15 protein-coding genes are annotated in these 23,128 nt (G+C 55.0%); 14 read left to right on the top strand and 1 reads right to left on the bottom strand.

Going from position 1 to position 23,128, the window contains the following annotated elements:
• Positions 1-98: 98 nt before the first annotated feature.
• The 7 genes from FF011L_RS21360 (at position 99) to FF011L_RS21390 (ending at position 13,081) form a co-directional block, all read left to right on the top strand.
• Positions 99-863: a tetratricopeptide repeat protein gene (locus tag FF011L_RS21360; protein ID WP_218932789.1), complete on the top strand. Its 765-nt coding sequence runs from the start codon at positions 99-101 to the stop codon at positions 861-863.
• A gap of 477 nt (positions 864-1,340) precedes the next feature.
• Positions 1,341-2,450, top strand: a complete 1,110-nt coding sequence (gene serC / locus FF011L_RS21365) for a 3-phosphoserine/phosphohydroxythreonine transaminase (RefSeq protein ID WP_145354013.1) — start codon at positions 1,341-1,343, stop codon at positions 2,448-2,450.
• Positions 2,451-2,517: 67 nt separating this feature from the next.
• Positions 2,518-4,143: a phosphoglycerate dehydrogenase gene (gene serA / locus FF011L_RS21370; protein ID WP_145354014.1), complete on the top strand. Its 1,626-nt coding sequence runs from the start codon at positions 2,518-2,520 to the stop codon at positions 4,141-4,143.
• Positions 4,144-4,202: 59 nt separating this feature from the next.
• Positions 4,203-6,356 (top strand): polyphosphate kinase 1, encoded by a 2,154-nt coding sequence (gene ppk1 / locus FF011L_RS21375; protein ID WP_145354015.1) that lies wholly within the window; start codon positions 4,203-4,205, stop codon positions 6,354-6,356.
• 104 nt (positions 6,357-6,460) lie between these two features.
• Positions 6,461-8,473, top strand: a complete 2,013-nt coding sequence (locus FF011L_RS21380) for a hypothetical protein (RefSeq protein WP_145354016.1) — start codon at positions 6,461-6,463, stop codon at positions 8,471-8,473.
• A gap of 175 nt (positions 8,474-8,648) precedes the next feature.
• Positions 8,649-11,276 (top strand): sodium:solute symporter family transporter, encoded by a 2,628-nt coding sequence (locus FF011L_RS21385; protein ID WP_145354017.1) that lies wholly within the window; start codon positions 8,649-8,651, stop codon positions 11,274-11,276.
• Positions 11,277-11,803: 527 nt separating this feature from the next.
• Complete coding sequence (locus tag FF011L_RS21390) at positions 11,804-13,081, top strand: DUF1501 domain-containing protein (protein WP_145354018.1); 1,278 nt, start codon at positions 11,804-11,806, stop codon at positions 13,079-13,081.
• 359 nt (positions 13,082-13,440) lie between these two features.
• Here FF011L_RS21390 and FF011L_RS21395 read toward each other — a convergent pair whose 3' ends face one another.
• Positions 13,441-15,024 carry a GGDEF domain-containing protein gene (locus FF011L_RS21395; protein WP_145354019.1) on the bottom strand — a complete coding sequence of 528 codons (1,584 nt, stop codon included), beginning with the start codon at positions 15,022-15,024 and terminating at the stop codon, positions 13,441-13,443.
• A gap of 255 nt (positions 15,025-15,279) precedes the next feature.
• Between FF011L_RS21395 and FF011L_RS21400 the strand changes: the two genes are divergently transcribed.
• From FF011L_RS21400 to FF011L_RS21430, 7 genes are all read left to right on the top strand, one after another.
• A complete protein-coding gene (locus FF011L_RS21400; protein ID WP_145354020.1) occupies positions 15,280-16,737 on the top strand; it encodes a sulfatase-like hydrolase/transferase in 1,458 nt (485 codons plus the stop codon).
• A 146-nt stretch (positions 16,738-16,883) separates the two neighbouring features.
• Entirely contained in the window at positions 16,884-18,521 is a 1,638-nt protein-coding gene (locus FF011L_RS21405) for a glycine--tRNA ligase (protein ID WP_145355738.1), read from the top strand.
• Between the two features lie 84 nt (positions 18,522-18,605).
• The gene (locus FF011L_RS21410; protein WP_145354021.1) at positions 18,606-19,598 is read left to right on the top strand and encodes a c-type cytochrome domain-containing protein; all 993 of its coding nucleotides are present in this window, start codon (positions 18,606-18,608) and stop codon (positions 19,596-19,598) included.
• A gap of 440 nt (positions 19,599-20,038) precedes the next feature.
• The gene (locus FF011L_RS21415) at positions 20,039-21,646 is read left to right on the top strand and encodes a hybrid sensor histidine kinase/response regulator (RefSeq protein WP_218932790.1); all 1,608 of its coding nucleotides are present in this window, start codon (positions 20,039-20,041) and stop codon (positions 21,644-21,646) included.
• Positions 21,643-22,122, top strand: a complete 480-nt coding sequence (locus FF011L_RS21420) for a response regulator (RefSeq protein ID WP_145354023.1) — start codon at positions 21,643-21,645, stop codon at positions 22,120-22,122. Before FF011L_RS21415 ends, FF011L_RS21420 begins: the two co-directional genes overlap by 4 nt.
• Before the next feature lie 3 nt (positions 22,123-22,125).
• The gene (locus tag FF011L_RS21425) at positions 22,126-22,515 is read left to right on the top strand and encodes a response regulator (protein ID WP_145354024.1); all 390 of its coding nucleotides are present in this window, start codon (positions 22,126-22,128) and stop codon (positions 22,513-22,515) included.
• 40 nt (positions 22,516-22,555) lie between these two features.
• Positions 22,556-23,047 carry a response regulator gene (locus FF011L_RS21430; RefSeq protein WP_145354025.1) on the top strand — a complete coding sequence of 164 codons (492 nt, stop codon included), beginning with the start codon at positions 22,556-22,558 and terminating at the stop codon, positions 23,045-23,047.
• Positions 23,048-23,128 lie beyond the last annotated feature (81 nt).

The following is a 23,128-nucleotide window of genomic DNA, read 5'->3' on the forward strand; positions in this document are numbered from 1 at the left end:
CTGACCGTTTCCGGCTTGATATCGTCCGCCTCTCGCAGCGTGCGACCTCGCACCCTTACGAACTGATTTTCTGGCCGCTGACGCGAAAGCCTGTACGGATGAACCCACAAACCAACTCCGCCAGCCACCGAGCACAGGTGGTCACCAGCACCTTGCTGCTGATTTCCATGGCAGCCCTAACAGGGGGGTGCAAATGGGCATCAAACGGCCAGAATGCCCAAGGGCGTCAGATGTACGAACAAGGCCAATACACGGCCGCGATGCACCAATTCCAGGAAGCCATCAGCACCGACCCGACCGATCCTGACGGTTATTACAATCTTGCGGCCACCGCCCATCGGGTGGGAACTCAGCGTCAAGACGCAGCTTTGCTCGAACAGGCCGAAGCCCTCTACAACCAGTGCCTCGATCACGACGAGCACCATGTGGAGTGCCACCGAGGCCTCGCCGTCCTGTTGGTCGATACCGGACGCCCCGACAAAGCCTTTGACCTGATGAAAAACTGGGCATCCCAAAACCCGTCGCTTCCGGACGCTCGCATCGAACTCGCACGTCTTTATGAAGAATATGGGGATACCGAGACCGCAAAACGCTACCTCGAAGACGCGGTTCAACAGGACCCCAACAGCGCCCGTGCCTGGTTGGCACTCGGAAAATTACGTGAATCCTCGGGCGAATTAACTCAGGCCCTAGCCAATTACCAACGCAGCTACAGCCTAAACAACATGCAGCCAATGGTTGTCGAACGAATGGCCGCCCTCAATCGCCAACTTTCCGACAGCTACGATCGCTCCCTGGCAACGGGAGACACCCGGCTCGCTCAGCCGCCACCGACCACCAGCGTCGGCCAGCAACGCTACTAGCGCAAAGGCTAACGGGCCAGCATCGACAAACCGTAACTCTTTTCTATTAAGCAAGTTACGAAAGGCACGGCCCTGCGAGACCACCTGGCGAAAAGTGCCGCAAGCGGACCAGCGTTACTCGAAACGAGCTGGAAACAGCCTGCTCCTCTTACGATTTCGGGGAACCACAGAGAAGCGACGAAACAGATCGCAAAGCAGATCGCAAAGCAGATCGCACACGCTTCCGAACGCCTGCATGGCCGACCAACCATCCAGACGAACCGTCCAAACGGAGGTGAATCTCCGCGTCATTCTGCCCTAAATGGGGTCAATCCGCCTTAATGTGCGGCGTAAAAAAGGATTGACCGCTAGGCAGAAGCAAGAATCTGATCGGATCCCGCCTCCCAGTCATCCCGATGGCGCCATAGAATCCCATCTGGTTCGGTTGCGTTGGGCACCGGACATATCGCAATCCGATGGGAAAGGAACTCAGAGCCGATGGCCACTCTCGCTACGGACCAACGTGTCTACAATTTCTCCGCTGGTCCCGCTGTCCTTCCGGTTTCCGTGCTTGAACAGGTCCGAGATGAAATGCTGTGCCTTCCCGGTGCAGGTTGCTCTTTGCTTGAAATGTCCCACCGGGACAAACGGTTTCTCGAAATCCTCGCAGATGCACAAGCAGGAATTCGTGAGCTTTTAGGGGTTAGCGATGACTACGAAGTCCTTTTCCTTCAGGGAGGCGCCCGTCTGCAGTTTTCGATGATCGCCGCCAACCTTCTGCGTGGCCAAGACAAGGCTGCCGAGTACATGCTGACAGGATCTTGGAGCAAGAAGGCGATTGAAGAAGCCCGCAAAGAAGGAAACGTGAACGTCACGTGGGACGGCAAAGCGAACCAATACAGCCAATTGCCAACGGCCGCCGACTACCAAATTCCTGCGGACGCCCCTTACCTTTACTACTGCAGCAACGAAACGATCCAAGGGGTTCAGTTCCAAAGCGAACCGACTTGCCCCGGCAGCGTCCCCCTGATCTGCGACTCCTCAAGCGATTTCCTCAGCCGCCCACTGGACATTGCCAAGTACGGCATGTTGTACGCGTGTGCTCAAAAGAATGCGGGACCTGCTGGAGTCACCGTGGTGATCATGCGGAAAGACCTGCTGGCCAAGGGAAGCGATGACCTGCCGGGTTACCTGCTTTACCGCAATCACGCCGAAAACGATTCCGAGTGGAACACCCCACCGACCTTTGCGATCTATGTCTTGGGACTGGTCACTCAGTGGCTGAAAAAGCAAGGCGGACTGCAAGCGATCGAAAAGCAAAACCACGAAAAATCGCAATTGCTTTACGACGTGATCGACGCTTTCCCTGATTTTTATCAAGGGCATGCCAAGGTGGATTGCCGTTCGAAGATGAACGTCACCTTCAAACTTCCCAGCGATGAATTGCAAGCGGCATTCCTTGCAGAAGCGGCTTCACAGCAACTGCAGAGCCTAAAAGGGCACCGCAGTGTTGGCGGAATCCGAGCCAGCCTTTACAACGCGATGCCAGTCGCCGGGGCAGCGAAGCTTGCTGACCTCATGCGTGCCTTTGCCGAAAAGAATGCCTAGGATCGTCTTGAAATCGACGACGACGGCCCCCTAAGAAATCTCCCTTATTCTGCTTGAGAATAGATCCATGTACCGCATCATTGTCCTTGACGACATTGCCCAAGAAGGCCTTGACCTGCTCGACGCTGCCGACGGAATTGAATACGAAATCCGCAAGGGTTTACCAGTCGATGAACTCCGCTCCGCGTTGACCGAATTTGACGGGGCAATCCTCCGCAGTGGCGCCAAATTGACAGCGGAAGTCCTCGAAGGCAATCGACGCCTGAAAGCGATCGTTCGCGCCGGTGTTGGGACCGACAACATCGACAAGGTCGCAGCGACCCGGCAAGGGATCGTTGTCATGAACACGCCGACCGGGAACACGGTCAGCACCGCAGAGCATGCATTTGCTTTGATGCTGGCACTCAGCCGCAACGTCGCCGCCGCCAACCAAAGCTTGGTCGAAGGACGCTGGGACCGCAAGAAATACATGGGCACTCAGCTTGCCGGCAAAACGCTGGGCATCGTTGGGATGGGACGCATCGGCCGCGAAGTCGCTTCACGGGCGATGGCTTTTGACATGCAGGTCGCCGCCTACGATCCGTTTCTTTCGGATGAACAAGCTCAGAAACTGGGCGTCCAACGTTGCGAAACAATCGACGACCTGCTGGGCTTGGTCGACTACCTGACCGTCCACACTCCGCTGACGGACGAAACTCGGGGCCTGATCGGCAAATCCCGCCTGGATAAACTGAAACCGGGGATGCGTGTCATCAACGCCGCTCGCGGTGGCATCTACGACACCGACACTCTTGTCGAAGGCCTGAAAAATGGCCAAATCGCAGGCGTCGCCCTCGACGTTTACGAATCCGAACCATGCACCGACAGCCCTTTGTTTGGGATGCCCGGCGTTGTTTGCACCCCGCACTTGGGCGCCAGCACCGAAGAAGCTCAGACTCAGGTTGCCGTTGAAGGCGTTCACCTGTTGATCGATTTCCTCACCACGGGCGAAATCAAACACGCCGTGAACGTCGCCGCGCTCGACCCCAAAACATTGGCGGAAATGCGAGGCTTTATGGATGTTGCTTACCGCCTGGGAATCATGCTTTCCCAGTGGCACGGTGGTGGTATCGATACGGTCAAACTGACCTTCCGCGGGGAAGTCGCCGGCAAAAACACCAAGCTGCTTACCAATGCATTCTGCGTCGGCTTGCTGGAACGAGCCCTTGATGGGGACATCAACATCGTCAACGCCGAAGTCCTACTGCGGGAACGCGGCATTGAACTGACGGAAGAATCCCATCGCGAAATGAGTGCGTTCGCTTCGTCCATTACCGCGGAAGTCGAAGGCGGAGACCGCAAGGTTACCGCAGGCGGGACGATGCTTGGACACAACATGCCTCGCTTGGTCGTGCTGGACGGGCAGCGTCTGGAAGCCTTCCTCGATGGCGGAATGCTGCTGTTCAGCCATCAGGACGTCCCCGGAATCATTGGCAAAGTTGGCAACGTCTTTGGCCAACACAACATCAACATTGCCCAGATGGCTGTCGGCCGAAGTGGTGAGCAAGCGGGCGGCAACGCGATCGGCGTGCTGAACCTGGATACCGTTCCCACACCGGAATCGATCGACGCCGTACAGGCTGTCGAAGGTATCAGCCAAGCCCGATTTGTACAGCTTCCCAGCGCTGGCAGCCTACCGACCTGGCTACAATAACGCGGCTCTCCTACGGACGCTGCACTGCAAATCTGTGATCCCCTGTCCGAGCTACTGAAATGCCTGCTTCGAACGCGATTCCTGACTCTCCAGATCCTGCGGAAGCTCTTCCACCGCTTCCCGACGATCGTTTCTTTAATCGCGAGCTTAGCTGGCTTGAATTCAATCAGCGTGTGCTTGACCACGCTGCGGATTCGCAGCAGCCACTACTGGAACGGGGCAAGTTCCTGGCGATCACCAGTTCCAACCTGGACGAATTTTTCATGGTCCGGGTCGGCGGGCTGAAACTTCAGTCGATCCAGAATTCTGGGATCCGTGACCCTTCGGGGCTGTCGGTCAACGAACAACTGGCAGCGATTTCCGATCGCTGCCACGGGATGCAACGCGAGCAGTACCGGATCCTCTCCGAAGACCTCTTTCCTGCCTGGGAAGAACACGGGATTCATCGCGTCGATTTGTCGGCGGCTCGACCCAGACATCAGGAATCCGCGAATTCCGTCTTCCAGGATCTGAGCGCAACGCTCTCTCCACACGCCCTCGATCCCAGCCGTCCATTACCTTTGCTGCAAGGATTGCAGCTGCACCTATGTGTACGCTTGGCGGCCTTAGATGGGGACGACAGTCCGTGGCAATACGCCTTTATTCCGCTCGGGCGGACGATGCCGCGAATCATTTCGCTCCCTTCGGATCGCGGCTACCACTTCACAATGCTGGAGGACCTGATCAGCCATTACGTGGAGGATCTATTTCCCGGCCGAGAAGTACTGGAAACGGTTGCGTTTCGAATCACTCGAAATGCCGACATTCGCTTGCGCGAGGAAGATTCCCCGGACCTAATGGTTGGGATGGAAGAAGTCCTAGAAAGCCGCAAAGAGTCCGCCGCGGTCCGTCTGGAATTAGCCGCACATGCCAGCGAACACGTTAAAGCCTTTTTGACGGAAACCTTCGAAATTCGTTCGGAAGACCTGTTCATTACCAACGGTCCGGTCGACCTGACCTGCCTGTTTCAATTGATCGGCATCGAGGGATTTGACGATCTAAAAGACGAACCATGGCGAGGGCAAAGAAGCCCCAACATCGATCCGGCGGAGCCGATGTTCGATACGATTGCCAAAGGGGACATCCTGCTGGTCCACCCCTACGAACGCTTCGATCCTGTCGTTCGGTTGGTGGAAGAGGCCGCAGTCGACCCCGATGTTTTGGCGATTAAACAAGTCCTCTATCGGACCAGTCGCGACAGCCCCATCGTCGCCGCCCTCATGCGTGCCGCCGAGCGGGGCAAATATGTGACTGCGATCGTCGAACTAAAAGCCCGTTTCGACGAAGCCCGAAATATGGAATGGGCACGGGAAATGGAACACGCCGGCGTCCAGGTCATCTACGGGATCAAAGGCCTGAAAACCCATGCAAAAATCTGCATCATCGTCCGCAGTGAACCCCATGGAATCGTTCGCTACGTCCACTTCGGGACAGGAAACTACAACGAAGTCACCATGCGGCTGTACAGTGATGTATCGCTGCTGACCTGCAATGAAGAACTTGGATCCGATGCGACCACGTTTTTCAATGCGGTCACGGGGGCCAGTTACCCGCTGAAATACCACAAGATCGCGGCGGCACCGACCTCTCTCCGGTCCCGCATCCGTGAATTGATCACCTCCGAGATCGATCGCAAGAAAGAGGGTCAAAAGGCGGCGATTACCGTAAAAGTCAACTCCTTGGTCGATCCCGCAATCATCGACGCCCTCTACCGAGCCAGCCAAGCGGGCGTCAAAATCCGCCTGAATGTCCGGGGCATCTGCTGCCTGCGGCCCGGAGTGAAAGGGTTAAGCGACAATATCACCGTCATTTCTATCCTGGATCGCTATCTCGAGCACGCTCGAATCATGCACTTTGAGCATGGGGGCGACGACCAAGTCCTGATCAGCAGTGCCGACTGGATGCCGCGAAACCTTGACCGCCGGATCGAATTACTTGTCCCCGTTGAATCGCCTCCACTGCGAAAGCGGTTGATCCGAGTCCTACAAACCTATTTCAAAGACAATACCAACTCCTGGAAATTAACCGCCAAAGGGGAATGGAAACGATCTCGCAGTAAATCGGGCTCGCAAGTACAAGCTCAACGCGTCCTGTACGAACGAGCTGTACACGCCGTCTCCGAGGCGGATCGAAACCGCCGCACCGCCTTCGAAACCCACGCCCCCCCCGAATAAGCGAGCAATTCGCTGTTGAGCACCCTTCGTGGGGTGCGTTAAAGTGCAAGGAACCTCCTTAAAGCTCGTGAATGCCGTTTCGGTCAACTTTTACATTCGATATCATGAGCTCGCTAAAGAACCCACCAAAGCGACCCTCCGAGTGCATCGCCATCGGAGAAATGCTCAACATCCAGGAGTCAGCCTCAGTGTTGTCCTATTTGCTCCGCGCCGTTTTACTCTCCGCCGTCACATTGGTAGGGAGCATTGCATCTGCCCAACCGGTGAATCCAGCTGATGGAGCTCCCTTTCCATCGGCGGTCCAATGGCTTCCCGAAACCACGGGAGGCTACCTGCGGGCAATCAACATGCCGGCACTCCGCGTCGCCTGGGATAAAACCACCATCTCCCACCTGCGGACCGACCCCGCCATGAAACCTTTCTGGGACGCTCAGCAAAAGCGAGCGGAACAGGACCTGATGGCAGCGGGAATGAAAGTCGGCCTGAACATGAACGACCTGTTCGACATTAGTTCGGGGGAAGTTGTCTTTGCATGGATGACCTATCCCGACCCGAAACGTCCTTACACCGTTGGCCTTGTGAGTGATATCCGAGGACGCATCCCCCAAACCGATGCGGCTTTGGCGACGCTCGACCAAAACATGCAACATCGCAATGCGACTCGCAAAGACATCTCTCATCGCGGTCAAACCATCCGCCTCTACACGCTTCCCAAAGCGCCCGGTCAACTGAAAATTGACCACATCGCGGTGACCTACAACAGCGATCGCCTGATCGCTGCGGATCGCGAAGCAACCGTAAAGCAACTTCTGGATGCCGCTGCCGGAGCTCCCATTGGCCCAGAACTCGTCGCAGCAGCGGACCATCAGGAAATCTGGGATCAAGTTGGCGACAGCGATCCAGCCGAAGTTCGTTGGTTTGCACGCCCATTGCCATTTGCCCGGATCCTCCGCGAACTTGCCGAAACCGACCGGGGACAGCAAGTCGACATTGTGAACCTTCTTGAACGTCAGGGTTTCGCAGCAGTCCTTTCCGCCGGTGGACGCGTCCAAGTGGCGACGGGAGAGTACGACCTACTTCATCAAGGGTACATCCACGCTCCCAAACCAGAAAACAGCAAAGACCGGTTTGAACTGGCCGCCCGCATGCTGGATTTTCCCAATCAGCCTCCGGCACCACTGCCGAACTGGATTGATTCCGAAGCTTCGACCAGTGTCCGCCTGAACTGGAAAATGGAAGACGCTTTCTGGGCAGCGGAATCCTTGGTCGACGACGCTTTCGGTAGCGAGATCTTCCGTCCGACCCTGAAGGGAATTCTGGAAGACCCCGAAGGCCCTCAGATCGACATCCCCAACAACATCATCGCCAACTTCAACAACCACCTTTACCACGTCACCGATCACGTTCATACCGAAAGCGATCGGACCCTGGTAGCGATCGAGCTGAAGAATGCCGACGTGGTCGCAGCCGCTGTCAACAAGGCAATGGAAAGCGAACCAGACGCCAGCCGTCTGCCCGAACCAGCAGCACACCCGATCTGGAAAGTGGTTCCCCAAGCGGCTCCCGATTTCGGAGAAGGCGAATTCGGGGACTTCGGTTTCGAATCGGACTTCGGACCTGTTGAAGAAGAAGAGCGTGCACCGCCTCTCCTAGAACAATGGGCGATCACGGTCATCAAAGACCCGTCGTTGGAAAATCCAAACGGTGGCTACCTGTTCTTCTCCAGCCATGCTTCGCAGTTGGTCGATACCGTTCAGCGAATCCTTGATGGAACTTCTGGTGAATTTGAAAACCAGGCCGATGTAAAACGAATCAATCAACACCTGATTAGCCTGGGTGGCGAAGAACGTTCGCTCAGCCGTATCAACCGGACCCGCAAAGCGTGGCGAGTTAAATACGAATTACTGCGAACCGGAAAACTGCGTGACAGCGATTCGATTCTTGGCAATCTGATTCGGCGTTCAGAAAAACAACGTCAAGGGAAAACCAAGCACGAACCACTCGATACCAGCAGCCTGCCACCGTTTGAGCAGATTGAGCAGTTCCTACAACCTGCTGGTTCGTTGATGCAAACCGAATCGGGTGGTTGGCGTCTACGTGGCTTCTTGCTGAAGTAACCTCGCATCGAAAGCCCCCCCGCAATTCATTTGCTGGACCAGCGTCAGTCGCCTGGTCCGGCAAATTCGCGGAACAGAACGAGCCGCAGGGCCCCCACGTAAAAAGGGGAGCCTGCTTCCGCTACAATCGTCCTCGATGAACGATTTGTGGATGGCTCCTTCAACGAAAACAAGCATGCTCACCTGCCTACAAGGTCCCGCGAAAAGACTGAATGCGCGCTGTTCGGTTTTCCTAACGCTTCTTTTCTCCTTGCTCGCGATCGCGGCTGACGGACAAGCTCCCAGCCCTCCGAATCCGCAACGGCTGGACTGGCAAGAACTACCCGACCTCCCTGCAGAGCTGGGAGTTGCCGGCCCGTTTGCTGGAATCCATAACGATGCACTGATCGTTGCTGGCGGTGCCAATTTCCCTCGCCCCGTCTGGGAAAACGACGTTAAATACTGGCGAGACCAAATCTTCGTACTGACGAAGTCCGAAGAAGGCTACCGATGGATCGACGCCGGTCGCCTGCCCAAACCACTTGCCTATGGCGCCGCGGTTTCAACGCCGCATGGTGTTCTATGCATGGGCGGCAATGACGCGGAACAGACTTACAGCGATGTCTTTCTTCTTAAGTGGAATGCCAACGAGCAGAAAGTAACCTACCACCCGCTCCCCTCGCTTCCTTTGCCGTCGGCCTATGGCGCGGCCGCCATGATCGGAAACACCGTCTACCTTGCTGGCGGGCAAACGGGCTCTGACCTTGCATCGGCGACCAACAGTCTTTGGTCGCTGGACTTAGACAACATCGAGGACCTCCCAAATCTTTACTGGCAGGTTCTTCCAGTCTTGCCGGGCCCCACCCGCGCCTTCAACCTGACCGTCGCACAGCACAACGGCTACGACGACTGCCTGTACGTCATCAGCGGACGACGCCAAGGCGAACAGGAAATCGAATTCCTTAGCGACACCTGGGAATACAACCCGCAGCGAAAAACCTGGCGACAACGTTCCGATGCACCAAGATGTGTGATGGCAGGGACCGGAATGGGAATGAACCAAAGCCACATCTTTGTACTCGGCGGGGCCGACGGGAAACGATTCCACCTGGGGAACGAACTAAAAGACGACCATCCTGGCTTCCCCAAAGAAGCACTCGTGTACCACACGATTACCGATACCTGGACAAGTGCTGGCCCCATTCCGGAAAACCATGTCACGACGATTGCGGTGAAATGGGACGATTCGATCATTATCCCCAGCGGAGAAATACGACCTCGCGTTCGGTCCGCCAAAGTCTTTCGCGTGACGCCGGTTCGCTCGACACGCGAATTCGGTCGCCTGAACTACGTCGTGTTAATTGGATACCTAACCGCCATGTTGTGCGTGGGCGTCTATTTCACTCGCAAGAATAAAACGACCGACGACTTCTTTCGCGGCGGCAAAAAGATCCCCTGGTGGGCAGCTGGCTGCAGCATTTTTGCCACGATGCTCAGCTCCCTTACCTTTACCGGGCTCCCTTCAAAATCGTTCGCACAGGACTGGGTCTACGCGATCGGCAATTTCATGATTCCAGTGGTCGCCGTGCTGGCGGTCTTTGTCGCGTTGCCATTTTATCGCCGGATCGATGCGACCAGCGCTTACGAATATCTGGAGAAACGTTTTGATTACTCCGTACGCTTTGTCGGCAGCCTCAGCTTCACGCTTTTCCATCTGTTTCGCATGGGCGTGGTGATGTCGTTGACCGGACTTGCGCTGGCGGTCGCGACCCCTTTAACCCCGACTCAATCGGTACTGCTGATGGGAATCCTCAGCATCGCCTACTGCACGCTTGGCGGGATTGAAGCGGTGATATGGACCGACACGATCCAGACCGTCGTGCTGATGGGAGGCGCAATCCTGGCACTGATCCTTTTAATCACCGGCGTCGATGGAGGCGTCGACGGTTTCCTTTCCGTCGCATCGGAGCACAACAAGTTCTCCATCGCCAATTTGCACTGGGATGCGACCAGTCCACAGCTTGCAATCTGGGTCATAATCGCGGGTTCGATCGGTCAGAATATCTCGTCCTACACAGCCGACCAATCGGTCGTCCAGCGTTACATGACCACGGCGACTTCGCAGCTGGCAGCCCGCTCGATCTGGACCAGCGCCCTGTTAACGATCCCATCAACCTTGCTCTTCTTTGGAATTGGAACCGCCCTGTTTGCGTTCTATCATTCGCACCCGGAAAAACTGGATCCAACGTTCACCACCGACCAGGTCTTCCCGCTGTTCATCGCTAGGGAAATGCCTGCAGGGCTGGCGGGATTAATTGTCGCGGGTGTTTTTGCGGCGGCTCAGTCAACCGTCTCCACCAGCATGAATTCAACAGCGACCTCAATCGTCACCGACTTCATGCGTCCGTCTCATATTTGCAAATCGGAAAACCATTACCTGTGGGCCGCACGAGCCTGGACGTTTATCTTGGGCGTACTGGGGACGCTGATCGGATTGCTGTTCATCGACCCTGACATCAAGTCGCTCTTCGACACCTTTATCAAAGTCATCGGCTTGTTCATGGGCGTGCTAGGAGGCCTGTTTGTCCTTGGTGCCTTCAGCCGACGGGCAAATGCCCCAGGCGCTTTGAGCGGTGCGATCGTCGGAGCGTTCGCCATGTTTTGGATGTGGAAATTCACTCCAATCAATGGCTATTTATACACATCCTGCGGGATCATCATCTGTGCTTGTACAGGGTTTCTTGCCAGTTTCGCCTTCGGTAAACCGCCGCAAGATCTGAGAGGACTGACGATTTACACGCTTCATTCGCCTCTGGCGGAGTAGCGGGGTGGGAGTTGGGAGGTGGGAGTTGGGAGACACGGAGACACGGAGACACGGAGAGTTGGGATGGTTTTGTTGTTTTGTGATTTGGGCTGAAAATTGAAATGGGTTTGATCTTGTTGGCCGCCTGGGACCGCTTAAGAGAGAGCGCGTTTCGTTCTTTGTTATCTGGCAGTGGGGAAGTGGTCTGTTGAAAATCATCCCACGGTGGACGGCTGGGCAGGTTGCGACGAGGTTGCCCGCCTCGAAGCTGGCTCGCGGGTGAGCGGAATTGCAAAAGTTAAAACGTGAAATAAAAATGCAAAATGGCTGTCACTGCTGGGCATTTCTCATTTCTCATTTGAATCGTGGAGTTTCGTGCTACGAAACGCGAACAGGAAAAGTCTTTATTGGGGGGGTACCCTCTATAATGGAGCTGGGGCTCCCCAAGTGATCTCTTTTCGGTGGAACGTTTCCCGAAAAGGTGTAAGATAAGGGTCCTGAGAGCTTCGCCCGCCTTTCCTCCCGACCTCTCCCCAAGAACGCACTCCATGAAACGACGTACCTTCCTGCAGTCTTTGGCAACTTCCGCCGCAGCTACTCCCCTCATTGCCAACGCCAACGAAGCCGTCTTGGTTCCGAAGGGCAAAGCCGAGCACTGTGTCATGTTGTGGCTAGGTGGCGGAATGGCTCAAATCGATACATTTGATCCCAAAGCGATGGGGGATGCGAAAGCCAAGAAAGCCGGATCCTATTACCGTGCGATCGACACAGCCGTTCCAGGAGTTCAGGTCTGCGAACATCTCCATCGCACCGCCAAGTGGATGGAAAACATAACCGCGATGCGGACGATCCATCACGACGTGATCGATGAACACGCGGCCGCAACGAACCGTATGCACACTGGCCGCGTTCCTAGCGGAACCGTCCAGTACCCGTCGCTCGGTTCCATCATCGCCCATGGGCGTGGAGCCGCTGCGGAGAAAGTTCCTGCATACATGCTGATCGGCTACCCCAACATTACGCGAGGCCCTGGGTTCCTCGGCCAAAAAGCGGGATTCGTATACTTAACCGACCTTAAAAGTGGCCCCGCCGGTCTTTCACAGGCCCCCGGAATTGATACCCAACGCCAAAATCGTCGTCGCGAACTGCTGGACGTGGTACGGCAGAGCGGGGCAGGGCGGTTTGCCGGCGACCATAGCTTCGAAGAATACAACACAGCGATGGGAGAGAGCCTGCGATTGTCAGGCCCTGATTTCATGCGAGTCTTCGACCTGACCGAAGAACCGGCCGAACTGCGTAACCGATACGGAAGTGAACTGGGGCAGCGTTGCCTGTTGACTCGGCGACTATTCCAATCGGGTGTCCGGTTCGTCGAAGTATCCCACAACATGAATTTCCGCAACGGCACCGGCTGGGACACCCACAACGATGGCCAGCTGAATCAACATCTTTTGATCGATGAATTAGATCAAGCGTTATCGACGTTGATGGCAGACCTTCAAGATCACAAGATGCTCGATAAGACTCTCATTGTGATCAACAGCGAATTCGGCAGACCTGCCCAGTTCGATTCCGGTGGCGGACGTGGCCACTACTCAAAGTGCTTTACTTCGGTGCTAGCCGGAGGCGGACTGAATCACTGCGGCGGATACGGGGTCAGCGACGACCTTGCAATGAACGCCGTGGAAAACCCGGTCTCGGTTCCCGACTTCTTTGCCACAATCCTAGCGGCCATGCAAATCGATCCGACGGCGTATCTGTATGACGGAGACCGCCCCGTGCCAACAACCGACGGTGGACTCCCCGTCGGAAAACTATTTGCATAGCGATTAGAAGCGCCGTGCCGCAAAGTCAAAATCAAAATCTTAGCGGCAGGGCGCGAGACCTCCGGCCCGTTCACACTCCCAGCGCGAAGGCCGGACGGCTCGCGCCGTTCCGCTAAGAAAGACCCAACCTCTTAGCGGCAGGGCGCGAGCCCTCCGGCCCGTTCATACTCCCAGCGCGAAGGCCGGACGGCTCGCGCCGTTCCGCTAAGAATGTGGATGGCGTTGCGTGCAAGCTCTCCGGCCCGCTGCCAATCCCGCGCGAGGGCCGGACGGCTCGCGCCGTTCCGCTAAGAAAGTGGATGGCATTGCGTGCATGCTCTCCGGCCCGCTGCCACCCGCGGGGATGTTTGTCACTGCGATCAAGAGTTTGAATTAGCCGGAACATTGCCGGAAGGAAGCGCAAGCGGAGGAACCGTGGCGGCAGCCTGAAGCGATTCCGATGCCGCGATGTTCGCCGGGCCGACAGCGGCCCATTCCAATCGATCCAAATCGGTAGGCTCACTCCAGCACACTCGATCGCGTCCTTCTTCCTTAGCCCGCAAGGTTTGCTGGCTAACACGTTCGATCACATCTTGCGGGCAACTATCTGCTGGAACGCATTCCACCACCCCAACGCTAATCGTTAAACGGAGGGGATCTCCGGCTGTCGAATCAAAGACGGTTCCGGCCGTGGCCGCCCGCAAACGTTTGCAAACAACCAATGCATCCTCCAGGCTTGTTCCTGGCAAAACGACGCAAAACTCTTCGCCACCGTAGCGTCCCACCCAATCGCTCTCGGCACGGATATTCGCCAAGATCACATCCCGAAGCGTGGTCAATGCACGGTCGCCCGTTGGCCAACCATACTTTTTATTGAACAGCCCAAAATGGTCCAAATCGAGCAGGGCGATCGAAAGGGGCTGCCCACTTTCTTGGTGGTGTCTGAACTGTAATTCCAGCCGGCGATCGAGATAGCGACGGTTATAAAATTCGGTTAACCCATCGGATTCCGCTTCAGCGCGAAGTGCCTGCAGAATCTGGCGACTTCGCTGAGCCACGAAACTGGTGACACGTTCGCCCAGAACACGCGACTTATTTTCCAAACTGACCAGATTGGGATCTTCGCCGCTAAGCAAGGACTCCGCGGTGATTTGGCTGTATCCCCGCACACGATCACGTCCCTCGGCTTTGGCTGCGAAAAGAGCCTCATCGGCGATTTCGTGCAACTGATCCAGCCGCTTCACATCCTTCCGTGATGCGACGCCGATACTGACGGTCGTTTTTCCATCGCGACGAACTTCCAGATTCCGGGCCGCCTCACATATCTGTTCAGCAATGTCCATGGCAAGCGGTTCTTCAACATTCAGAAGAAGCCCAAACTCCTGCCCACCTAATCTTGCAATGAGAGGACTTTGAGAACCCAACTGCCGGACTGCCTGAGCAAATCTCTGCAGCGTTTCATCGCCGGCGGCCTGCCCGAAACGATCATTGAAACCCTTGAAATGATCCAGATCGATCAATAGCAACGACAACGGATCTTCCTCCGTAGCCGTCATGCTCCAACGCTGCACAAAGTTAAAGAAGGCCTCTCGCCGCTGGACTCCGGTTAACGGATCGACCATCACACGCTGCGCTTGCTGTATTTTTGCCAGCCGTGCAGCCACCAAATTCAATGGCGAACCGGCAAGACAAACATCGTTCTTCGCGAGCAACCCATTAACGATCCCATCCAAATCCTCCGGTTGGGCAACGAACAGAACAGGGCAAGCAAATTGATTGCAGTACGCTTCGCACTGACGCGTTTTCTCGAAACTGGCCGTCTCGACGACCACCATATCGACGTCCAATGCCGGCTCCTCAATATCGAGAGCCTGCAGATTCCAGTCACCAATTTCAGCAGGCAAGCGATCGGGAATTCCCGCACCAAGCCAACCTACAGTGGTGTTTAAAAATAAGTGATTCAACGAAGCCCCTCCGATGTTTTTGCGTCTTGCAGACAATGTGGCTACAGGAAAGCTAGGTCACAAAAACCCGGCAGGCAAACGGGACTTTATCAGAAATTTGACAAAGTCAGTGCAGGTACTACGATCATGCTCAAAAGCACAAACGGGGGGGGCACAGACAGCCGATGAACGGTCGCGAACCGCGATTTGACGCACCATCGATATGCAGCCAAACTGACACGCCTCCTTTCTCTCTCTTCACGCACGAGAAATCTTATGTTGCCATGCTCTCCTAGCAATTTCTTAAGTCGAATCCTTCTGGCAACCTTATGGGGATACTGCACCTGCCAAGGCATCTACGCTGCGGAACCCGAATCGCCAAACATTCTATTTATCTTTGCGGACGACCAGTCTTTTGAAACGATGGCGGCGTACGGGAACGATGAAATCGAAACACCGAACCTGGACCGTCTTGCAGCGAGGGGCACCCGTTTTTCGCATTGTTACAACATGGGATCCTGGAGCGGTGCGGTTTGTGTTGCCAGTCGAACGATGTTGAACAGCGGCCGGTTCCTTTGGCAGGCGAACGCCATTTACAACGAATCCGAAGCCGAACGCGAAGCGGGCCGCTGGTGGCCAAGCCATCTTCGCCAAGCCGGTTACCGAACCTACATGACGGGAAAATGGCACTGCAAAGCGAATGCAACAAAATCGTTTGATGTTGTCGCGGATGTTCGCGGCGGAATGCCCCAACAGACCCCCGCGGGATACAACCGCCCGCTGGCCGACCAGCCCGATCCGTGGTCACCCTCCGACCCCTCATTTGGTGGATTCTGGAAAGGGGGGACCCACTGGAGTGAAGTGGTCGGCAACCACGCGACGGAATTCCTGGCCACGGCAAGCAAACGTTCCGAGCCGTTTTTCATGTATGTCGCCTTCAACGCGCCCCATGATCCACGCCAGTCGCCGCAAGAGTATGTCGACAAATACCCAGCAGCCGAAATCGCCATCCCTAAGAACTTCCTGCCGATCTACCCTTACTGCGAAGAAATGGGGGCCGGTCGCTCGCTTCGCGACGAAAAACTGGCACCGTTCCCACGCACTACGCATGCGGTACAAGTCCAGCGGCAAGAATACTACGCGATCATCACGCACATGGATGTCCAAATCGGACGGATCCTGGATGCCCTTAAAGCGTCAGGGAAAGAAGACAACACGTGGATTATCTTTACAGCCGACCACGGCTTGGCAGTCGGCCAACACGGTTTAATGGGCAAACAAAATCTTTATGACCACAGCACCCGTGTCCCCTTCATCGTGATCGGCCCCGACGTCCCTGCAAACGAAACGATCGATACTCCGATCTATTTACAAGACGTTATGCCCACGACGCTTGAGCTGGCAGGAACACCGCGACCTGCTCACGTTCAATTCAACAGTCTGCTGCCGATCCTACGTGGGGAAGGGGAGGGGGCTTATCCGGCGATCTATGGCGCCTACCTAAACCGCCAACGCAGTATCCGAACCGAATCGGCCAAACTGATCCTCTACCCGCAGGCGGGGGTTGCGCGCCTGTACGATATGAAGGCCGACCCGCTGGAACAAAACGACCTCGCCGGCAACCCCGATTCGCTTCCTTTGATGCGAACATTATTCGCACAGTTGCAAGACCTACAAGCCGATTATCAGGATCCGCTGAAACTGGAAGAGACGTTTCCACGCTTGGCTCCTTAAGAACGGTCCCCCCCTGCTATAAACTGCCGGAATTTCATAAGATTAGCGATTCGAATGCTTGGCGAGACGTCCCGTCCTGGGTCGAATCCCCCCTGCATTTTCTTTCCCCTTGCTTGCTTACTGGAAAACCTACCGTCATGGCATCGATGGAAAAAATTGTCTCGCTGTGTAAACGCCGCGGATTCATGTTTCAATCGAGTGAGATCTACGGCGGATTCGGCGGATTTTGGGACTACGGCCCATTGGGCGTGGAACTGAAACGCAACGTGAAAGAAGCGTGGTGGCAGGACATGATATCCAGCCACAACGAACTGCTGCTTCCCGAAGGCGCGCCGGCAACCTACGAAATGGTTGGGCTGGACAGCACAATCATCATGCATCCACAGGTCTGGAAGTGCAGCGGTCACTACGACCTTTTCCATGACTACATGGTCGATTGCCGCCAAAGCAAAAAACGTTACCGCTTCGACCAGGTTCGCGGTCGCTGGGTAGAGTGCAAAGACCAAAAGATCTTCGTCACCACTCTGGCAGACATTGAAGAAGAGGACGCCGAAGTTCAACGGCGCGCCCTAAAGTTCTTCAAGTTGCGTGGAAAAGACGCAGATCGCCTGAGCTACGACGGCGATTTCATGACGCTGGATGCTCTGGACAATATGGATCAAGTCCTCGGCCCCGACGCAAACGAATTGGGAACGCTGACGGAACCTCGCGAATTCAACCTAATGTTCAAGACGACCGTCGGTGCCCTCAGCAGCGAAGAGGATGGCGCCGCCTACCTGCGACCAGAGACGGCCCAAGGAATTTTTGTAAACTTCAAAAACGTTCTGGATAGCACTCGGGTTCGCTTGCCATTTGGAATTGCACAGGTTGGCAAGAGCTTCCGTAACGAAATCACTCCGCGAAACTTCACGTTCCGATCGCGTGAGTTCGAGCAGATGGAAATCGAATTTTTCTGCCCTCCCGATCAATCACAACAGTGGTACCGCTACTGGCGAGACCGACGAGTCGCTTGGTACAAGGAACTGGGACTGTCGGGAGATTCGATCCGCATGCGTGAACACCACGCGGAAGAACTTGCCCACTACAGCACCGGCACCGCGGACATCGAATACGCATTCCCGTTCCTTGCCGAAGGCGAATTCGGAGAACTGGAAGGGGTTTCCCATCGAGGCGATTTTGACCTTCGCAGCCACATGGAAGGCAAACTGGATCCCAACACCAATCCCCTCACCGTTGAACTGAACGAGGACGGGAAACCCCGCCACCGTGGCAGTGGACGCGACCTGAGCTACCGCGACGAAGCGACCAACGAAAAGTACATCCCCCACGTGGTCGAACCGTCCGCTGGTGCTGACCGGGCGACATTGGCATTCCTTTGCGAGGCCTATCGTGAAGACGAAGCTCCGGACGAAAAAGGGAAAATGCAGACCCGCACCCTGCTGAAGTTCCACCCCCGCTTGGCACCGCTTAAAGCAGCCGTCTTCCCACTGGTTAAGAAAGACGGAATGCCCGAAGTGGCCAAAGAAATTTACGGGGAACTGAAAGAGAACCTTGCCGTCTTCTATGACGAAAAAGGGGCCGTGGGACGACGTTACCGACGTCAGGACGAAGTCGGCACCCCCTACTGTATCACCGTGGACGGACAAACCATGCAGGATAAAACCGTAACGATCCGTGATCGCGACTCCCTGGAACAATGGCGAGTCCCGATGAAAGAAGTATCGACGGAGATTCAGCAGCGAATTCGCGAGGGCTCTGGTTTCACCCCCGACGATCAACGATAATTAGGGTCCCTTCCTTTTTTCCACGCGGACGCGTTCCTCCCGGAACAGCCTTCTCGCCCTACCTCACGCAATTGGACCAACCGAATGCGACGCATCCTGCAATTTGCCGCCACCCTGATGTTCTTCTTGGTTGCCTGCTCAGGTGAAATCGCATTTGCGGATGGCCCTTTGGATGAAGACGGCAACCTCGTCCTCTTTTCTCGTGACATCGCTCCGATCTTTCGCGGCCACTGCCTTGAGTGCCACGGCCCCGAAGATGCGAAAGCAGACTTTCGCATTGATGATCGCGAACTAACCCTGGAATACATCGAACCGGAAGACCACGCCGCAAGCCCTTTGTACGCGGACTACATCGCTTCTCAATACGAAGACACCCTGATGCCTCCAACGGCTCACGGGAACCCGCTCCTTCCTGCTGAAATCGCCCTGATTCGCACCTGGATCTCAGAAGGTGCCAATTGGCCTGAGGGGGAAAGTATCGAAGCGATTGGAGTGACCCCAGAAGAAGTGATCGAAACGCTTGCCGAACCGAAAAGTTTGCCTCTCCGGTTGTGGGTGTTCCAAGGATTCTTCCATCCAGCAACCGTTCACTTTCCGATCGCCTTATTTTTGGTCGGGGGACTGTTTGTTGTCCTTGGCCTGAAATGGCCAAGTGTTGGTACACAGGTCCCGCTTGTTTGCCTACTAATCGGCACCCCAACGGCGATCGCATCCAGCACGATGGGCTGGGCCTTTGCCAAGCAACTCGGATACGGTTCCCTGTTTGACGCCAGCAAAGAAATCTTCTGGCATCGCTGGTCGGGAATCATTGTGGCGGTCCTTTCCGTCGTGTTAACCATTATTGCGATTCGTGCAATCCGATGCGGAAGTGCCGGACTGAACAAAACGTGGAAGATCGGACTGGTCATCCTGGCCGGAATGGTGGGACTGGTTGGCCACCAAGGGGGCGAACTGCACTACGGTGAAGACTTCTACCCAAAAGCGTTCGAACAACTTTTGGGATCCCCAGATCAAGCCCCAATAGACGAACCCGTGGTCGATGAACATAGCGTCGATTCGGTTGACACCAGCGAGTAGATCCAAGCGACGGTATCCAAACCGTGTCGCATGCCGGCCGGTTTCTTGAACGCCCCCTCTCTCTCTTAGTCTCTTTGACACAACAAAAGACAGAGAACGATCGAGTTAGACTTTCTCTCGCTTCGGGGGGGAATATCGGGGCGAACCGAGCCGAATCATCGAACCGGTACGAACGGCCGTTGGCAATCGTTACAACCAGCACGTCGTGCTGGTTCTCTTCGAAACAGGCGAAAAACGCCCTCCGGCAAGAGCCCTTCCTATACCGCCGATCAACGAAATGGAACGTTTCGCGTTTCTTCTGATCATGTGGTTTGCCGCAACGGACTTGATCTTCAACTCCAGACGGTCGTTCCAACCTAGTCTTGCGTATCGGGCAACCCATCACGTGCACACACCGTGCAGGATGTCAGCCCAGATTTCCAGCAAGCGGGGCTGAATTGGTGAGCGATAAAGACGCGATTAACATTCTTCTGATCGATGACGACATCGATGATGTCCGAGTCTTGCAGCGATTGCTTTTGAGAATGCCTCAGCAGTACAACGTCGATCATGGATCAACGCTTGGCGAAGGCTTGCAGCTTACAAGCACCTCTCAATACCAAGTCATTTTCACCGACTTAGGTCTTCCCGACGCAACCGGTTTAGAGGCGATCACAGCCTTGAATCAGGCTTGCCCTGATGCTGCGGTCATCGCGCACACGGGACTGAATGAAGAACCGCTCCGGATTGAAGCGCTATCTCAGGGGGCAGTCGACTTCCTCTCCAAACAAGACCTTTCGGCGATCTCTCTGAAACGCTGCATTAGCGAAAACCTGCACCGCAGCCAGCTTCAAGAAAACATTCGCTGCCTGTATCGCGCGATGCGCGAGAAAAAAGAGATGGTGGAAGCCCAAGCGGCCAAACTAACGGAACAAGCAAGAGAGCTAGAGGAAAAGAATCAGAATCTTAAAAAGCTATGTGACTCGGCTCAAAAGTTCATCAATAACGTTTCCCACGAATTTCGCACGCCACTTTGCGTGGTCAAACAATATTCCAGCTTGATCGCCGATGCTGTCGTCGGTCCGGTTAACGATGAACAGACCCGAATGCTGCGAGTCATCGAAGATCGCGTCGACGACCTGAACAATATGGTCGACGACATGCTGGACATCAATCGACATGAAGCCGGCCTGTTGGCAGCCGCCAGAAAACAGTGCCACGCAACCGAGATTATCGAAAGAGTCCTACCGGTCCTGCAACAGCGAGCCTCCCTCCGCGACATCCGATTGGATACCGAATTTGATCCCTCTTTGCCGGCAATCTTCTGCGACCCTGAAAAGGTGACACGAACGCTGATCAATCTTGCGGTGAATGCGATCAAATTCTCGCCACCAAACAGCACCGTTCGGATTCAGGTCACCAGTGAACCAACGAAAAACCAAATCCGAATCAGTATCCAGGATCAAGGTGAAGGGATACCTGCCGATCAGCAAAAGCAAATATTCAAACGCTTCCGGCGACTGAACGAGCCTCGGGAATCATCCACGATTGGCTTTGGCCTGGGACTGAATATCGCGGAAGAATTAGTGGAATTGAATCTGGGGTCGATGGCGCTTCAGAGCACCGTTGGTGAAGGGAGCACATTCTCCTTTACCGTTCCTTTTCAAGACGCTGCCGAAATCCTCAAACGTCATATCCAACATTCCACCGCGGCATCGGGCCCGACCTACTTCCCGATTTCCGTGGTACGCATTAGCAACCCCAACGCAACATTCGACGGAGAGCAACACGAATCGGAAGAGATTCAAGCATTTCTCAATAACTTGCTCTTTTCGCGGGACCTCTTACTTCCTTTTCCACCAAACGAATGGCTGGTCTTTCTGGCGACCAATAGCCAAGGGGTTGAGGGATTCGCAAAACGCCTGAACAAGCAAACCGAAACGGCCAATCGCAATCGACCGATTGGAAAACTACCCGCTCTGCAGTTGGAGCCAATTGGAACCTTTGATGCCGTCAGCCAAGCCAAACGGCTTTATGACCTAATTCCCGTCGAGGCCCATGTGCAATGAATGACATCCATAGACCTGCAATTACTGCTCTCCATAAAAAAGAGGAGGACGTTTGCATTGCAGCAAAACCGACGCTGCCCAGCAAATCGACGGCTCGCCCTGTTGGCGAAACGAGCATTTTGATTGTGGAGGATGATGAAGCGATACGTATCGGAACTCAAATGCGAATCGCGCAAAAAGGATACCAAACGATCACAGCAATCGATGGCTGGGAGGGGTGGGAAATGGCAACCGAACGATTGCCCGACCTGATTTTGATGGACATTCGAATGCCACGAATGGACGGCCTAACCGCACTGGCCAAACTGAAACAAAACCAACGGACGATGGCGATACCTGTCGTCATTGTTTCGGCCAGTCCAGGTGACCAAAACAATGCACTGGAATCAGGTGCAGAGTACTTCCTGCGAAAACCTTACGCGCATGAACATTTGTTTGAAATCCTCTCAACGGCTCTAACACAACAGGAAAACTAAAGCATGAAACCTCTACAAATCCTTGCGATCGACGACGACATACATTTCGCCGAAATCCTGCGTATTCGACTGGAATCATGGGGCCATGACGTTGTGATCAAACATAACTGGCTAGCCGTCATGATCGCGTTAAATCAGCCCAACTTCGATCTCATCATCGCGGACGTGGAAACCCCCACGGGCAATGGACTAACAGCGATCGAGCAATTGTCGCAAGACCCTGAAATCGCTTCGATTCCTAAGTGCTTCGTTACCGGCCTGAGTGATTCGCAAACCATCCAGCGATGCTGCAATTCGCGAGCAACGTACCTGCACAAGTCACCAATCCTTTTTGATGAACTGCAACGTTTAACAAAAAAACTTGCTGCCTCCGCTCCCGTCTGCAGCTACTAACTGATCACCTGAACCCTGACTCGTTTCATCGGAAAATCCTATGACACAATGCACCGTCCCAGCTCCATTATCGAAACTATTTTCATCTTTTAAGTGGGCCTCTTCGGCGGACGTAAAGGTTGCGGAAATCCCCGAACAATCCGCGAATATAGATCCGTGGATTTTGTCGATCGATGACGACCACGACTACACCCTTGGCCTGAAACTGCGATTACAAGAACGCGGATATAAAGTCGTCCGCGCTTTCGATGGCAATGCAGGGTTTCGCTACGCATTTGAATTCGAACCGGTCGCGATCCTCCTTGATTTGTATCTGCCCAACACGACAGGCGAAGAAGTCCTTGCTCAGCTTCGCGCAAACGCACAAACCGCTCACATCCCGATCGCGGTCGTTACCGGCCTGCAAGAACGCGGACTCGACTATCGACTTCTTTCCAACGGAGCCAATGATGTCTTCCACAAACCGGTTCCGCATTCCCTGCTAGCCGATACCGTCGATCGCTATGCCGCCGAAGTAAAACGCAAGAAATAAGCAGCGTTTACTTGGCAGCCAGCAATACAAAGAAAGATTTCTTCGCGGGCAAACAGACCGATTTCTCAGGACTCTTACCGA

Origin of the sequence: Roseimaritima multifibrata, assembly GCF_007741495.1 — a bacterium.
In the GTDB taxonomy this organism is placed as follows: Bacteria; Planctomycetota; Planctomycetia; order Pirellulales; family Pirellulaceae; genus Roseimaritima; species Roseimaritima multifibrata.

What these genes read in the sequence shown, in the direction of transcription:
- FF011L_RS21360 (WP_218932789.1), top strand. Translation starts at nt 99, where the DNA reads ATGAACCCACAAACCAACTCCGCCAGCCACCGAGCACAGGTGGTCACC.
- serC (WP_145354013.1), top strand. Translation starts at nt 1,341, where the DNA reads ATGGCCACTCTCGCTACGGACCAACGTGTCTACAATTTCTCCGCTGGT.
- serA (WP_145354014.1), top strand. Translation starts at nt 2,518, where the DNA reads ATGTACCGCATCATTGTCCTTGACGACATTGCCCAAGAAGGCCTTGAC.
- ppk1 (WP_145354015.1), top strand. Translation starts at nt 4,203, where the DNA reads ATGCCTGCTTCGAACGCGATTCCTGACTCTCCAGATCCTGCGGAAGCT.
- FF011L_RS21380 (WP_145354016.1), top strand. Translation starts at nt 6,461, where the DNA reads ATGAGCTCGCTAAAGAACCCACCAAAGCGACCCTCCGAGTGCATCGCC.
- FF011L_RS21385 (WP_145354017.1), top strand. Translation starts at nt 8,649, where the DNA reads ATGCTCACCTGCCTACAAGGTCCCGCGAAAAGACTGAATGCGCGCTGT.
- FF011L_RS21390 (WP_145354018.1), top strand. Translation starts at nt 11,804, where the DNA reads ATGAAACGACGTACCTTCCTGCAGTCTTTGGCAACTTCCGCCGCAGCT.
- FF011L_RS21400 (WP_145354020.1), top strand. Translation starts at nt 15,280, where the DNA reads ATGTTGCCATGCTCTCCTAGCAATTTCTTAAGTCGAATCCTTCTGGCA.
- FF011L_RS21405 (WP_145355738.1), top strand. Translation starts at nt 16,884, where the DNA reads ATGGAAAAAATTGTCTCGCTGTGTAAACGCCGCGGATTCATGTTTCAA.
- FF011L_RS21410 (WP_145354021.1), top strand. Translation starts at nt 18,606, where the DNA reads ATGCGACGCATCCTGCAATTTGCCGCCACCCTGATGTTCTTCTTGGTT.
- FF011L_RS21420 (WP_145354023.1), top strand. Translation starts at nt 21,643, where the DNA reads ATGAATGACATCCATAGACCTGCAATTACTGCTCTCCATAAAAAAGAG.
- FF011L_RS21425 (WP_145354024.1), top strand. Translation starts at nt 22,126, where the DNA reads ATGAAACCTCTACAAATCCTTGCGATCGACGACGACATACATTTCGCC.
- FF011L_RS21430 (WP_145354025.1), top strand. Translation starts at nt 22,556, where the DNA reads ATGACACAATGCACCGTCCCAGCTCCATTATCGAAACTATTTTCATCT.